The 13,854-nt window shown below is 71.7% G+C and carries 12 protein-coding genes; 6 read left to right on the forward strand and 6 right to left on the reverse strand.

Features of this window, described 5'->3' with window-relative positions; genetic code table 11:
• Positions 1 to 1,032 precede the first annotated feature (1,032 nt).
• The 3 genes from HDA43_RS17410 to HDA43_RS17420 all read left to right on the forward strand — a co-directional run bounded on the left by HDA43_RS17410 (position 1,033) and on the right by HDA43_RS17420 (position 5,512).
• Positions 1,033 to 1,362, forward strand: a complete 330-nt coding sequence (locus tag HDA43_RS17410) for a histone-like nucleoid-structuring protein Lsr2 (RefSeq protein ID WP_179822029.1) — start codon at positions 1,033 to 1,035, stop codon at positions 1,360 to 1,362.
• A gap of 289 nt (positions 1,363 to 1,651) precedes the next feature.
• Positions 1,652 to 4,159 carry an ATP-dependent Clp protease ATP-binding subunit gene (locus tag HDA43_RS17415; RefSeq protein ID WP_179822031.1) on the forward strand — a complete coding sequence of 836 codons (2,508 nt, stop codon included), beginning with the start codon at positions 1,652 to 1,654 and terminating at the stop codon, positions 4,157 to 4,159.
• Between the two features lie 402 nt (positions 4,160 to 4,561).
• A complete protein-coding gene (locus HDA43_RS17420; protein WP_179822033.1) occupies positions 4,562 to 5,512 on the forward strand; it encodes a sugar phosphate isomerase/epimerase family protein in 951 nt (316 codons plus the stop codon).
• A gap of 15 nt (positions 5,513 to 5,527) precedes the next feature.
• On the opposite strand, the gene HDA43_RS17425 is transcribed toward HDA43_RS17420, so the two are convergent.
• On the reverse strand, positions 5,528 to 6,403 hold the full coding sequence (locus HDA43_RS17425) for an HhH-GPD family protein (RefSeq protein ID WP_312873343.1): 876 nt from the start codon (positions 6,401 to 6,403) through the stop codon (positions 5,528 to 5,530).
• 112 nt (positions 6,404 to 6,515) lie between these two features.
• On the opposite strand from HDA43_RS17425, the gene HDA43_RS17430 reads away from it, so the two are divergent.
• Entirely contained in the window at positions 6,516 to 7,184 is a 669-nt protein-coding gene (locus HDA43_RS17430; protein WP_179822038.1) for a hypothetical protein, read from the forward strand.
• Between the two features lie 45 nt (positions 7,185 to 7,229).
• Here the strand turns inward: HDA43_RS17430 and disA are convergent, their stop codons facing one another.
• Complete coding sequence (gene disA, locus HDA43_RS17435) at positions 7,230 to 8,312, reverse strand: DNA integrity scanning diadenylate cyclase DisA (RefSeq protein ID WP_179822040.1); 1,083 nt, start codon at positions 8,310 to 8,312, stop codon at positions 7,230 to 7,232.
• A gap of 85 nt (positions 8,313 to 8,397) precedes the next feature.
• Positions 8,398 to 9,798 (reverse strand): DNA repair protein RadA, encoded by a 1,401-nt coding sequence (gene radA, locus HDA43_RS17440; protein ID WP_179822042.1) that lies wholly within the window; start codon positions 9,796 to 9,798, stop codon positions 8,398 to 8,400.
• A gap of 102 nt (positions 9,799 to 9,900) precedes the next feature.
• Between radA and HDA43_RS17445 the strand changes: the two genes are divergently transcribed.
• Positions 9,901 to 11,157, forward strand: coding sequence for an NACHT domain-containing protein (locus HDA43_RS17445; RefSeq protein ID WP_179822044.1), 1,257 nt, complete (start codon positions 9,901 to 9,903; stop codon positions 11,155 to 11,157).
• Positions 11,158 to 11,274: 117 nt separating this feature from the next.
• On the opposite strand, the gene trxA is transcribed toward HDA43_RS17445, so the two are convergent.
• The 3 genes from trxA to HDA43_RS17460 form a co-directional block, all read right to left on the reverse strand.
• Complete coding sequence (gene trxA / locus HDA43_RS17450) at positions 11,275 to 11,589, reverse strand: thioredoxin (RefSeq protein ID WP_179822046.1); 315 nt, start codon at positions 11,587 to 11,589, stop codon at positions 11,275 to 11,277.
• A complete protein-coding gene (locus HDA43_RS17455) occupies positions 11,586 to 11,981 on the reverse strand; it encodes a MerR family transcriptional regulator (RefSeq protein ID WP_179822048.1) in 396 nt (131 codons plus the stop codon). The genes trxA and HDA43_RS17455 overlap by 4 nt, the downstream gene beginning before the upstream one ends.
• Positions 11,982 to 12,088: 107 nt before the next feature.
• On the reverse strand, positions 12,089 to 12,790 hold the full coding sequence (locus HDA43_RS17460) for a class I SAM-dependent methyltransferase (RefSeq protein ID WP_179822050.1): 702 nt from the start codon (positions 12,788 to 12,790) through the stop codon (positions 12,089 to 12,091).
• 229 nt (positions 12,791 to 13,019) lie between these two features.
• Between HDA43_RS17460 and HDA43_RS17465 the strand changes: the two genes are divergently transcribed.
• Entirely contained in the window at positions 13,020 to 13,832 is an 813-nt protein-coding gene (locus HDA43_RS17465; protein ID WP_179822053.1) for a sugar phosphate isomerase/epimerase family protein, read from the forward strand.
• The last annotated feature ends 22 nt before the right edge of the window (positions 13,833 to 13,854 follow it).

Genomic DNA, 13,854 nt, shown 5'->3' on the forward strand with positions numbered 1-13,854 from the left:
TTACCGGGGGAACTTCCGTGACGTCCGGCGAATGGCGGACGACGGGCGGGCCGTGCCGCGGCCGCCCGCGACTTCCCGCGTCTTCTCCCGGCCCGGCGGGGGAATGCCGGTGCGCCTTCCCGTCGCGCCCGGGAAGGCGTTCTCGCGGATCCGGCCCGGGTTAGCGGGGCGTCACCGGCCCGGCGGTTTGGTGGTTATAAGGGCTACGACTATGTTCCTTGCGCCCGGGGGGCCGTAGGCTTGGGAAGAAAGCGATGAAGATCCGTCTTGTTCCGCGGGACGAAGGCGTACCGCGGAACCGGCCGCGCACCGAAGAGGGCGAGGCCCGGCGGGGCTACCCGGGTGTTCCCGTCCTCTTGACATTACCGCCGCCGACCCGGCGATGATGATCCGGAGCTTCGGCAAGATCTTTTCTGTTACGGCCGGAAAACCCTTGTGAGCAGGGGGTTTCCGGGGTCGTCGGGAGGGGGTCGCTGTCAAGTGGCTGTAGTTGACATTGGTTTTTCGGCGGAGTGATCATCAGATGATCGTCCTGTCGGTTTTTTCCCCTCGGCTTTACGGACGGCAACCGGTAAGACGGCTGGAGAGAAGCATTAAGGTGGAGATGGGCGGTCCCGGGGGCCCGTGCCGCCCCCCGGTGACGCTAAGGTCGTCCCTGGGCGGGCGCCCACGGTCCCGGCGGCTTCCTGTCCGCGGGCGGGCCACGCCGTCCCGGGAATTCCACGGTCCCCAGAAAGTCACCCACGCTGCGGAGCGAGGACGAATGAACGACGTATTGTCCGCGTTGATACCCCCGGTGGTCGTCGGCGGGGCCTTCATCTACGGAGTGGTCAAGCTTCTTCGCAGTGAAGCCGCCGGCCGGCGTCCGGCAAAACGGGAGGAGACCGCCGGGTCCCAGGACGGATGATCGCGGCCGTCCGGTTCCGGTCGGGTTCCCAGGAGAATCGCCGGGGTCCCGGAATTGCCGCCCCCCGATGGCGGGTATATGTTTGGCTAGCGAATGAAACAATACTCCGCGAAAGGATTGCGTAGATGGCCAAGCAGATCCAGGAGATTCTCATCGACGACCTCGATGGGGGCGAGGCCAATGAGACGGTCGCCTTCGCGATTGACGGCACGAGCTACGAGATTGATCTCAGTGAAGTAAACGCGAAGAAGCTCCGCGACTCCCTGTCGCCTTTCGTGCAGAGCGCCCGCCGTTCCGGCGCGGCTCCGCGTCGCCGCCGCGCCGGCGGCAGCAGGGCTCTCACGCGGGAGAAGAGTGCCGACATCCGGGCTTGGGCGAAGTCGCACGGCCTTAATGTCAGCGAGCGCGGCCGTATCGCCTCCAAGATCGTCGAGCAGTACGAAGCGGCTCACTAGCGAGTGTCGCGCGACTGCTCGCGGGATCGTTGAATCATGCGGTTATGGCGGCCACGGTGGGGTCCGGTGGCGGCCATGACCGCATGGCGCGTTTGATCGTCTATAAACGTCGTTCGCTTGCGGCGTAGCGGGAACATCTCACCCCCGGTAAGTAGTTGGATGGAGGGTGAACGCCCTGCTCCCGGGGAACGTCTCGTTCATAGAGCGGTCGTCTGGGCGGGGCTACCATGCGGGATGACAGGGCCCGGATATCCCGGACCTGCCTGACCGCTCTGTGAGGAGCGACGAGATGTTCGAGAGGTTCACCGACCGCGCACGGCGGGTTGTCGTCCTGGCCCAAGAAGAGGCCCGGATGCTCAACCACAACTACATCGGTACGGAGCACATTCTTCTTGGCTTGATCCATGAAGGTGAAGGCGTTGCCGCCAAGGCTCTGGAGAGCCTCGGCATCAGCCTCGAAGGTGTGCGTCAGCAGGTCGAGGAGATCATCGGCCAGGGACAGTCCGCGCCTTCGGGGCACATTCCCTTCACCCCGCGCGCCAAGAAGGTCCTTGAGCTGTCGCTCCGAGAGGCCTTGCAGCTGGGACACAACTACATCGGCACCGAGCACATCCTGCTCGGCCTCATCCGTGAGGGCGAGGGCGTGGCAGCCCAGGTGCTGGTGAAGCTGGGGGCGGACCTCAACCGCGTCCGGCAGCAGGTGATCCAGTTGCTCCACGGTTACCAGGGCAAGGAGCCGGCCGCCGCGGGCGGTCCGCAGGAGTCGGCGCCGTCGACCTCCCTTGTGCTGGACCAGTTCGGCCGCAACCTGACGCAGGCCGCCCGTGAGGGCAAGCTCGACCCGGTCATCGGCCGCGACAAGGAGATCGAGCGGGTCATGCAGGTCCTCTCCCGGAGGACCAAGAACAACCCGGTCCTGGTGGGTGAGCCCGGCGTCGGCAAGACCGCCGTCGTCGAGGGCCTGTCCCAGAAGATCGTCAAGGGCGAGGTTCCCGAGACGCTCAAGGACAAGCAGCTCTACACCCTGGACCTCGGCGCGCTGGTGGCGGGCTCCCGCTACCGCGGTGACTTCGAGGAGCGCCTCAAGAAGGTGCTCAAGGAGATCCGCACCCGCGGCGACATCATCCTGTTCATCGACGAGCTGCACACGCTCGTGGGCGCGGGCGCCGCGGAGGGCGCGATCGACGCCGCCAGCATCCTCAAGCCGATGCTGGCCCGCGGCGAGCTGCAGACCATCGGCGCCACCACCCTCGACGAGTACCGCAAGCACCTGGAGAAGGACGCCGCGCTGGAGCGCCGCTTCCAGCCGATCCAGGTGGCCGAGCCCAGCCTCAGCCACACGATCGAGATCCTCAAGGGCCTGCGCGACCGTTACGAGGCCCACCACCGGGTCTCGATCACCGACGGCGCCCTCGTGGCCGCCGCGCAGCTCGCCGACCGCTACATCAGCGACCGGTTCCTGCCCGACAAGGCGATCGACCTGATCGACGAGGCCGGCTCGCGCATGCGCATCCGCCGCATGACCGCGCCGCCGGACCTGCGCGAGTACGACGAGAAGATCGCCAACGTGCGGCGCGACAAGGAGTCCGCGATCGACGCGCAGGACTTCGAGAAGGCCGCCGCGCTGCGCGACCAGGAGAAGCAGCTCCAGCTCAAGCGTGAGCGCCGGGAGAAGGAGTGGAAGGCCGGCGACATGGACGTCGTCGCCGAGGTCACCGAGGAGCTCATCGCCGAGGTCCTGGCGACCGCCACCGGCATCCCGGTCTTCAAGCTCACCGAGGAGGAGTCCCAGCGGCTGCTCCGCATGGAGGACGAGCTGCACAAGCGGATCATCGGCCAGGACGACGCCATCAAGGGCCTGTCCCGCTCGATCCGCCGCACCCGCGCCGGTCTGAAGGACCCGCGCCGCCCGGGTGGCTCGTTCATCTTCGCCGGCCCGTCCGGCGTCGGTAAGACCGAGCTGTCCAAGACGCTGGCCGAGTTCCTGTTCGGGGACGAGGACGCGCTGATCATGCTGGACATGTCCGAGTTCATGGAGAAGCACACCGTCTCCCGGCTGTTCGGCTCGCCTCCCGGCTACGTCGGATACGAGGAGGGCGGCCAGCTCACCGAGAAGGTGCGGCGCAAGCCGTTCTCCGTGGTCCTCTTCGACGAGATCGAGAAGGCCCACCCGGACATCTTCAACTCGCTGCTGCAGATCCTGGAGGACGGTCGCCTGACCGACGCCCAGGGCCGCGTGGTGGACTTCAAGAACACCGTCATCATCATGACGACCAACCTCGGCACCCGGGACATCTCCAAGGGCATCGGGGTGGGCTTCGCGAAGTCCAACGACACCGAGTCGAACTACGACCGGATGAAGGCCAAGGTGCAGGAGGAGCTCAAGCAGCACTTCCGGCCCGAGTTCCTCAACCGCGTCGACGACATCGTGGTCTTCCACCAGCTCACGCCGAAGGAGATCATCAGCATCGTGGACCTGATGCTGGCGCAGGTCGCCGAGCGTCTGAAGGACCGCGACATGGGCCTGGAGGTCTCGCCGGAGGCCAAGAAGCTGCTGGCCGACCGCGGTTACGACCCGGTGATGGGCGCCCGGCCGCTGCGCCGGACGATCCAGCGCGAGCTGGAGGACACGCTGTCGGAGAAGATCCTGTACGGCGAGCTCCGTCCCGGCCAGATCGTCAAGGTCTCGATCGAGGGCGAGGGCGACGCCGCCAAGTTCGTCTTCGTCGGCGAGGCCGCGCCGACCGACCGGGTCCCCGACTCGGCGGCCGCGATCGCGGAGCCGATCCAGCACTGACCCGGTCCGGATCGGCGCCGGCCCGGCGCCGATCCGGCGGTGGTGCGACGTGGTGGCACAACTCTGAGCGGACCCCCCGTGAGCAGTCTCACGGCGGGGTCCGCTCTTTTGTTCCGGAAGAAGGTATACCGCCACCGTAAGTAGTACTACACTCTGTAGAGTGATTCGGCCGGCTCATCGGCGTGACCTGGTTCGGCGGTCACGACGTCGTGACCGGTCCTGACGTCAGCCCGCCGACGTACCGACGTATCGGCTCCGGGGATGACGCGGGGACCGGGGCCCAAGCGGGAAGCTCGGCGGATCCGGTCGAACCCTCGGCGGCAAAGGACCCGCCGGCCCGCGGCTCGGGTTTCCGTGCGGGCGTCCGGGATCGCCGTACAGAGCACGTCTTGGAGGCATCGGATGCGTTTGCGGCACGAGGACGGGACGCTCGTTCACCTGTCCTACAACGCGGGCGTGCATCCCGCTGAAGACCTGGAGAACCTCATCGCCCACCTGACCCGGTACGCGGTGCCGGTGCGCAAGCGCCTGGGCGTCGACCGGATGGGCGTCGGCCTCTGGCTGTCTCCGGGGGTGGCCGACCACCTCATCGCCGACCGGATCGAACTGGTACGGCTGCGCCGCTCCCTGGAGGAGCGCGGCCTGGAGGTCGTCAGCCTCAACGGCACCGGCGGGCGCAACCAGGACGCCCCCGGCCCCGACTGGGCCAAGCCCGAGCGCTACCGCTACACGATGGCGCTGGCCAAGATCCTGGCCTTCCTGCTGCCGGAGGACGTCCGCTTCGGCAGCATCTCCACCATCCCCATCGGCTGGCGCCGCGACTGGCCGTCCGACCTGCACGCGATCGCCACCCGCCGCCTGGAGCGTCTCTCGCGTGAGCTGCGCGGCCTGTACAGCGTCACCGGCAAGACCATCAGGGTCGGCTTCGAGCCGTGGCCCGGCTGCGTGCTGGAGACCACCAAGCAGGCCCTCGACCGGGTCTGCGACATCGACTCCGAGCACCTCGGCGTCTGCCTGGACGCCTGTCACCTCGCCGGCGGCGCGGAGGAGCCGGGCACGGCGCTGCGCGGCCTGGCCGACGCCGGCGCCCCGGTGGTGAAGCTCGGTCACGTCCACAACCACGTGAGCGACGCCCGCCGGGAGCTCCCGAGCACCCGCTCGATCCTAGAGGACACCCTCACCGCGATGCTCTCCGGCGCGGTGAACGGCACCGCCCACATCGAGGTCGAAACCCACGACCTGGCCGTGCCGGTCCGTGCCAAGGGCCCCGGCGCGCTGGTCACCGCCCTCGCCGACGAGCTCGACTGGGCCCGCACCAACCTCACCGCGCTCGGCCTGCGCCTGGCCGCCTGAGCGCCGGTCGGCGGTTCAGCCGGGCAGGCGGTAGGTGCCGTCGTCCAGTACCTCGGCCAGCCCGTCGGCGACGAGGCCGTCCAGGGCGCGTTCCCGCTGTGTGTCGCTCTCCCAGACCGCGTCCAGGGCGGCCTTGGGGACCGGGCCGTGGGCCTGGCGCAGGACCGCCAGCAGGCGCCCCCGGCACTGGCGGTCGGTGCCCTCGTAGGACTGCCCCCGGCGGGCGGGCCCGTCGTAGGGCGGCTTGCCGGCCAGGCGCCAGGCGCACAGCGCGCTGACCGGGCAGTCGGCGCAGCGCGGAGCCCGGGCCGTGCAGACCAGCGCGCCCAGCTCCATGACGGCGACCGCCCAGACGGGCGCCTCGTCCGGGCCGGGCAGCAGCGACTCGGCGAGCCTGCGCTCGGGCGGCGTGGTCGCCTTCGGTGGATACTCCTCGCCCCGCACGGCCCGCGCCAGGACCCGCCTGACGTTGGTGTCCAGGACCGCGTGACGGCCCCCGAAGGCGAAGCTGGCCACCGCGGCCGCGGTGTACTCGCCGACGCCCGGCAGCGCCAGCAGGGTGGCGTGGTCGGACGGCACCTCCCCGCCGTGCCGCTCGGTGATCGCCCGCGCGCAGGCGTGCAGGTTGAGCGCCCGGCGCGGGTATCCGAGGCGTCCCCAGTGGCGCACGGCCTCGCCGGGAGGCTCCTTGGCGAGGGCGGCGGGCGTGGGCCAGCGCTCCATCCACTCGGTCCAGATGGGCAGCACCCGGACCACGGGCGTCTGCTGCAACATGATCTCGCTGACCAGGATCGACCAGGGGGAGGCCCCGGGGGCCCGCCAGGGGAGGTCGCGGGCGTGCTCGGCGTACCAGCCGAGCACGGGGTCCAGGAGAGGGTTCGACTCGGGCACGCTTCGACGATAGTGCGGGGCGGAGACCGCCTGCCCCCTTCCCGCCGACGCGAAACGCGTGACAGCGGCGGGTCTCCCCTGCCACCCCACCCACGGTCCCCATACTGTACGCATGGACCCGGACACTTTCCGTAGCGGAATAGGGGCGGACGTCTACTGGCGGCGCCGGGTGGTCGCGCTCATCGGCGTGCTCGTGGTGGTCGCCGTCGTGGCCTGGGCCTGCTCGTCGAGCAAGCCGGAGCGTCCGCGGAAGGAGGGCTCGGCCGACCGGCCGGCCGGTCCCGACGCGGTGTCGGCCGCCCTGCCGACCGTGACGGTCACCTCCTCCCCCGGGACGCCGTCCCCGCCGTCACCGTCCCTGTCGCCGTCGTCCTCAGCGGACGGGCGGCCCGGCGGCTCCTGCTCCCCGGCCGACCTCGTGCTGAGCGTGCGCGGGACGGGGGAGATCTACGGACCGGGCGTCCAGCCGAAGTTCCTGCTCACCCTCGTCAACACCGGCCAGACGCCGTGCCGGGCCGACGTCGGGCCGCGGGCCATGGAGGTGCGGATCACCTCCGGCGCCGACCGGGTGTGGTCCTCCGCCGACTGCGTCAGCGGCGGGGCCGACGACTTCCACCGGCTGGAGCGGGGCGTGCCGTACGTCCGGGAGGTCGTCTGGGACCGCCGGCGGTCGGGCGCCGACTGCGCGGTCGAGGGCGCGGCGGCCCGGCCGGGCACGTACGTCGCGGCGGTCGGCACCCCGAGCCTCAAGGGCGACAGGGCGGTCTTCCACCTGAGGTGACGGAAAAGCCCGGCGGGTTCCGGCCCGTACGGTTCCGCGACGGGGTCAGACGTAGCGCTCCAGGATGGAGGACTCGGCGAGACGGGAGAGGCCCTCGCGGATGTGGCGGGCCCGGGCCTCGCCGACGCCGCCCACCTCCTGGAGGTCGCCGATGCTGGCGGCCAGGAGCTTCTGCAGGCTGCCGAACTGGTCGACCAGGCGGTCGACGACCGTGCCCGGCAGGCGGGGGACCTTGGCCAGCAGGCGGTAGCCCCGGGGGCTCACCGAGGTGTCCAGGGCGTCGCTGCCCGGATGGCCGAGGACCCGCGCGACGACGGACAGGTCGAGCAGGTCGCTGGAGGAGAGCTCGTCGAGGTGGTGCAGGGCCTCGGCGAACCCGCGCCGGCGGCCCTCCGTGGGGAGGTAGTCGCGCACGATCAGCTCGCGGTCGGTCTCGGTGCCGGCCACCAGCTCGTCGAACTGCAGGGAGAGCAGGCGGCCGTCGGTGCCGAGCTCCACGACGTATCCGGCGATCTCCTCGGAGATGCGCCGGACCATCTCCAGGCGCTGGGCGACCACCGCGACGTCGCGGACCGTCACCAGGTCCTCGATCTCCAGCGCCGAGAGCGTGCCGGACACCTCGTCCAGGCGGTGCTTGTAGCGCTCCAGCGTGGCCAGGGCCTGGTTGGCCCGGGAGAGGATCGCCGCGGACTCCTCCAGCACGTAGCGGACGCCGTCGAGATAGAGGGCGATGATCCGCATGGACTTGCTGAGGGTGATCACCGGCAGGGACGTCTGCACGGCCACCCGCTGGGCGGTGCGGTGCCGGGTGCCGGACTCGTCGGTCGGGAGGGACGGGTCGGGCATCAGGTGCACGGCCGCGCGGACGATCCGTAGATCGCCGGAGTTGAGCACGATGGCGCCGTCCATCTTGGCCAGCTCGCGCAGCCGCGTCGCGGAGAACTCGACGTCGAGCTCGAAGCCGCCGCTGCAGATCTCCTCGACCGTGCGGTCGTAGCCCAGCACTATCAGGCCGCCCGTCTGACCGCGCAGGATGCGCTCCAGGCCGTCGCGGAGGGCGGTGCCCGGTGCGACGGCGGCCAGGACGGCTCTGCGGCGCTCGTCCAGTCCTTTGTACGTCGTTGCCACTTGACCCCCGTGGTCTGCGCGTCAGGCCCAGCTTACCCACGAAGCCTCACCGGAACCCGGAGAGAGCGGGTCCTCAGCCGGAGTCTCAGGTGACGTGGGTGAGCGCGTCCCAGACGTTCTCCGCCTCGATGACGTCGAAGCCGGGTGCGAAACCCGCGGCCCGGCCGCCGACCGGGACCAGGGAGCGGTCCGCGCCCTTGCGCCGCCCGCTGTCCAGGGAGCCGGCCGGGACGAGGGCGCGGGTGAAGCCCAGCCGGGCGGCCTCCGACAGGCGGCGCCGTACGTCGCGCACCGGGCGCAGCTCACCGGCCAGGCCCACCTCGCCCATCACGACCAGCCCGGACGGCAGCGCCTTGTCCCCGGCCGCGCTCGCCACCGCGAGCATCACCGACAGGTCGATCGCCGGGTCGTTGAGCTTGATGCCGCCCACGGTGGCGGTGAAGACGTCGCAGCCGCCCAGCTTGGCGTTGAGCCGCCGCTCCAGCACGGCCAGCACCATCGTGACGCGGTAGGCGTCGAGCCCCGAGGTGGAGCGGCGCGGCTGCTGGGCCTCGGTCCGGGCGACGAGGGCCTGGACCTCGGCGGGCAGCGGCCGGGTGCCCTCCAGGGTGACGGTGACGCACGTGCCGGGCACGGGGTCGGTGCGGTGGGAGACGAACAGGCCGCTGGCGTCGGCGATGCCCTCGATGCCGTCCTCGTGCAGGTCGAAGCAGCCGACCTCGTCGACGGGACCGTAGCGGTTCTTGATCGCGCGGACCATGCGGAGCCGGGAGTGGCGGTCGCCCTCGAAGTGGAGCACCACGTCGACCAGGTGCTCCAGCGTGCGGGGGCCCGCGATCGAGCCCTCCTTGGTGACGTGGCCGACCAGGACCGTGGACATGCCGCGCTCCTTGGCCAGCCGGACCAGGTTGCCCGCGACCTCCCTGACCTGGGTGACGCCGCCGGGCACGCCGGTCGCCTGGGCCGAGCCGATGGTCTGCACCGAGTCGACGACGAGCAGGTCGGGCCGGACCTTCTCGACGTGCGTGACCAGGGCGCCCAGGTCGGTCTCGGCCGCGAGGTAGAGGTGCTCCTGGATCGCGCCGATCCGGTCGGCCCGGACCCGCACCTGGGCGGCCGACTCCTCGCCCGTGATGTACAGCACGGTCTGCTGCCGGGCCATCTTCGCCGCGGCGTCGAGCAGGAGCGTGGACTTGCCGATGCCGGGCTCCCCGGCCAGCAGGATCACCGCGCCGGGCACCACGCCGCCGCCGAGCACTCGGTCGAGCTCGGGCACGCCGGTGCCGCGAGCGTGCGCCACCTCGGCCTTGACCTGCCCGATCGGGACGGCCGGGGCCGACACCGCCCCGGCGGAGGCGACGTGCACGCCGGCGCGCGCGGTCTCCTCCTCGACGGTGCCCCAGGCCTGGCACTCACCGCAGCGACCCACCCACTTGGCGGTCTGCCAACCGCACTCACCACAGCGATAGCCGACCTTCTTAGCCATGGCCGCACGCTACCGGCATCGACCGACAACTTTCACCCGTCCGCGGCGCGCGCCGGGCGGGAGGGACTGCCGCGGCCGGGCGGCGGCGCGTACGATCTGGCCATGTCCGGACGGTTGGTGACGATCGTGACGCTGGTCGCGCTGCTGGCGGCGTGCGGTACGGCCGGCCGGTCGCCCTCGGCCGGGGAGACGCCCGGAACGGCCGGTCCGGGCCGGGGATCGCCCGGCGTGACGACGGCCCCGCGCGCCCCGGTCGCGTCGCCGTCGCCCGACCCTTCCGCGCCCCCGTGGACCCAGACCGAGGTGAGCGAGTGGGGCGGATCGATGACGAGCGCGCTGGCGTTCGCCGCCGACGACGTCTGGGCGGCCGGCACGGTGGACGAGGGCGAAACCCTGATCACCCACTGGGACGGCCGCGCCTGGCGCGAGGTGGCCCCGCCCGTCCGGAGGCGGGAGGAGGTCTTCTTCCGGCTGCTGGCGGCGTCGTCCCGCGACGACCTGTGGGTGTTCTCCGACGACGGGCGCGCCTGGCGCTGGACGGGCACCGGGTGGGCCGCCCGGGGCGGCCTGGGCGGCACGACGGGCGCAGACGGCACGAGCGGTACGGCGGGCACGAACGGCACGGCGGGGCCGGACCGTACGAACGGCACGGGCACGGGCGGCACGGCCGGGTCCGGCGGGCTCCGGCTGCGCGCGGCGGCCGTCGCGGGGCCGCGCGACGTGTGGACGGCGGGCACGACCCGGGGCGACCTCGCGCGCCCGTTCCTCGGCCGGTGGGACGGCTCGGGCTGGTCGGAGCCGCCGCTGCCGCCCGGCGCGGAGGTGAACGACCTCGGCGCGCTGTCGCCCCGCGACGTGTGGGCCGTGGGCCGGTCGGGCGGCCAGGCCATGATCATGCACTGGGCGGGGGAGCGGTGGGACCCCGTACCGGCGCCGCCCGTGCCGGGCGCGCGGGGCGCGGTCCTGGACCGCGTGCTCGCGGTGTCGCCGGACGAGGCGTGGGCGCTGGGCACGGCCGAGGTGTCCGACCAGGAGAGGCGCCAGTTCCTGCTGCGCTGGGACGGGAGCCGGTGGAGCGAGGCCGGACCTCTCCCGCAGGGCACGCGCCTCACCGCCGTGGAGTCCGACGGGCACGGTGGGATCTGGGCCGGCGGCGAGAGCCGGGGCGCCGGGGACGGGGAAAGGACGATCCTCCACTTCGACGGCGCGGGCTGGACGTACGGGAGGACGCCCGGCACCCAGTCGGGCCCCGTGGTGAACGACCTCGCGCGGTCCCCGGACGGCGACCTGGTCGTCGCGGTCGGCGGCAACCCCGACTACGACGAGGACAGCGAGGCCTGGGTCTGGACCCGGCGCTGAGCCATCAGGCCCGCGCGGGACGCCCGGACCTTCCGGTCCCGGCGTCCGCGTGCCCCGGCCTCGACCCGGCTCCGTCCCGTGGGGGACCCGCCACCGTGAGGGTCCGCGGGGCGGAACCTAGATGTGGCCCTCCAGGTCGGCGAGGAGGAGGCGCTTGGGCTTGGCTCCGACGATCTGCCGGACCACCTCGCCGCCTTTGTAGAGGTTGAGCGTGGGCAGGCCCGTGACGCCGTAGCGGGCCGCGATCTCCGGGTGCTCGTCGGAGTTCAGCTTGGCGATCGTGAGGCGGTCGCCGTACTCGGCCTCGATCTGCTCCAGGACCGGCGCGATCATCCGGCACGGCGGGCACCACTCGGCCCAGAAGTCCACCAGGACGGGCTTGTCGCTCTCCAGCACCTGCTCGGCGAAGTTGTCGGTGGTCAGATTGATCATGATTCTCCCTCGTTCCGGTCGGGAGGCGGCCCGAACATGCATCCCGGGCACGCCGCGCCGAGCTGGGCGGCCACCTCGGCCCGGCGTGTGAGCAGCGTGTGGATCTCGCCGTCGATCTCGGCCAGCTTGCGCCGGTAGACCTCCACCGACTCCGGGCACGAGGCCCCCGACTCGTGCCCGGCCCGCAGGCACGCCACGAACGGCCGGGCGTCCTCCAGCGTGAAGCCGACGGTGAGCAGCGACCTGATCTCGGTGACCAGCCGCAGGTCCGCCTCGCTGTACTCGCGGTAGCCGTTGGCGGCGCGCCGCGCGGTGATCAGCCCCTGCTGCTCGTAGTAGCGCAGCGCCCGGGTGCTGACCCCGGCACGTCTGGCGAGCTCTCCGATCCGCATCCGGACCTCCTCACCCGTCACGGTAGGCGTTGACGTCAGCGTCAAGGTCAAGCCGTACGGCGGGCGATCCCGTTCCCGGCCCCCGGGCCCGCCCTCGCCGGCCGGGGTCAGAAGCGCCGCCAGCGCAGCACGTTGGGGTAGTCGATCTCCAGACCGGAGGTCTCGGCGACGGCCTGCTCGGCGACCTCGGGGGTGAACTCGATGCGCAGCACCGCCTCCAGGTCGGCGCGGCGATCGAAGGACATGCGCAGGTCCAGCGGCCGGCTGTGCCATCCCTGACGGGTCCAGAAACGCTCGACGGCCTCGGCGGAGTAGGAGGCGGGGACCGAGCGGCTGAACCAGCGGCCGAACGCGCCGCGGGTGGCGTCCAGGTCGATGACGAAGGCCGCGCCGCCTCGCCGTACGACGCGGGAGAGCTCGGCGAGGCCGGGTTCGCAGCCGGGGCCGAAGAAGTAGGCCCAGCGGGCGAAGGCGACGTCCACCGACGCGTCCGGGAGCGGCAGGGCCTGGGCGGTGGCCACGTGGACCTCGACGCCGGGCAGGGCCCGGCAGCGGCGCCGGGCGAGCTGGGCGAGGCCCTCGTGCGGCTCGACGCCGATCACGCGGGAGGCCGTGGCCGCCAGGGAGGGCAGGTGGTAGCCGGTCCCGCAGCCGATGTCGAGGACCGTCGCGCCGTCCCACGGCCGGATGGCGGCCATCGCCGCCTCGGCGCGCCCCTCCGGGTCCACGGCGCGGTTCTCCAACTCGTAGACGTGCGGGGTGTTCCAGATGTTCGGGCTGGGGATGGCGCCCCTCAACGGCCTCGGCATGCGTTCACGGTAGCGGTGTGTTCTCCGTCGCATCCGCGAGGCCGACTCCACAGGTCGCCCGGCGCGCTTAGGCTGGCAAGGTGAGCGAGCGAAGCGGATGGGACGCCGGGCGCGGGGAGGCAAGCCCGCGCGCGTCCCGGGTAGGCGGTCCGGAGACCCCGGCGGACGTGCGGACCGGTGGACGCCGCGACGCCCGTTCGTGCGAGCTCCGAACCGGAGGGAAAGACAGATGAGCGTTGTCCGGGAATCCAGTGCGAAGATCGCTTTGTCCACCGCGTCGGTTTACCCCGAACGCACCCCGGACGCCTTCGAGCTGGCCGCGCGTCTCGGATACGACGGTGTCGAGATCATGGTGGGCGCCGACCCCGTGAGCCAGGACGTCGACGTCCTGGAGCGTCTGTCCGACCACTACCAGCTGCCGATCCTGGCCATCCACGCCCCCTGCCTGCTGGTGACCCAGCGGGTGTGGGGCAAGGACCCCTGGGCCAAGCTCCAGCGGGCGCAGCGGGCCGCCGAGCGGGTCGGGGCCCGGACGGTCGTGGTGCATCCGCCGTTCCGCTGGCAGCGCGACTACGCGCGCGAGTTCGAGACCGGCCTGGCCCGGATGCGCGAGGAGACCGACATCGTCTTCGCGGTGGAGAACATGTTCCCGCTGCGGGCCAGGGGCAACGAGGTGGTGCCCTACTCGCCGGGCTGGAACCCGGTCGACTACGACTTCCCCCAGGTGACGCTGGACCTGTCGCACACGGCGGTGTCGGGCGTCGACGCCATGGAGATGTTCGGCAAGCTCGGCGACCGGGTCGCCCACCTGCACCTCGCCGACGGCCTCGGGACGGCGAACAAGGACGAGCACCTGGTCCCCGGCCGGGGGAACCAGCCGTGCGCGCCGATCCTGGAGCGCCTGGCGGGCAGCGGCTTCGGCGGTCTGGTGGTGCTGGAGATCAACACGCGTAAGGCGGCCAGCCGTACCGATCGGATCGACGACCTCACCGAGGCGCTGGCCTTCGCCCGCCGTCACCTCACCGCGCCCTCGAAGGCCTGAGGGACGCGGGGACGTAGGGACG

Origin of the sequence: Streptosporangium sandarakinum, assembly GCF_013409935.1 — a bacterium.
Taxonomy (GTDB): Bacteria; Actinomycetota; Actinomycetes; order Streptosporangiales; family Streptosporangiaceae; genus Streptosporangium; species Streptosporangium nondiastaticum.

What these genes read in the sequence shown, in the direction of transcription:
- HDA43_RS17430 (WP_179822038.1), top strand. Translation starts at nt 6,516, where the DNA reads ATGGACCCGGACACTTTCCGTAGCGGAATAGGGGCGGACGTCTACTGG.
- HDA43_RS17420 (WP_179822033.1), top strand. Translation starts at nt 4,562, where the DNA reads ATGCGTTTGCGGCACGAGGACGGGACGCTCGTTCACCTGTCCTACAAC.
- HDA43_RS17415 (WP_179822031.1), top strand. Translation starts at nt 1,652, where the DNA reads ATGTTCGAGAGGTTCACCGACCGCGCACGGCGGGTTGTCGTCCTGGCC.
- HDA43_RS17460 (WP_179822050.1), bottom strand. Translation starts at nt 12,790, where the DNA reads ATGCCGAGGCCGTTGAGGGGCGCCATCCCCAGCCCGAACATCTGGAAC.
- HDA43_RS17410 (WP_179822029.1), top strand. Translation starts at nt 1,033, where the DNA reads ATGGCCAAGCAGATCCAGGAGATTCTCATCGACGACCTCGATGGGGGC.
- trxA (WP_179822046.1), bottom strand. Translation starts at nt 11,589, where the DNA reads ATGATCAATCTGACCACCGACAACTTCGCCGAGCAGGTGCTGGAGAGC.
- HDA43_RS17455 (WP_179822048.1), bottom strand. Translation starts at nt 11,981, where the DNA reads ATGCGGATCGGAGAGCTCGCCAGACGTGCCGGGGTCAGCACCCGGGCG.
- radA (WP_179822042.1), bottom strand. Translation starts at nt 9,798, where the DNA reads ATGGCTAAGAAGGTCGGCTATCGCTGTGGTGAGTGCGGTTGGCAGACC.
- HDA43_RS17465 (WP_179822053.1), top strand. Translation starts at nt 13,020, where the DNA reads ATGAGCGTTGTCCGGGAATCCAGTGCGAAGATCGCTTTGTCCACCGCG.
- HDA43_RS17445 (WP_179822044.1), top strand. Translation starts at nt 9,901, where the DNA reads ATGTCCGGACGGTTGGTGACGATCGTGACGCTGGTCGCGCTGCTGGCG.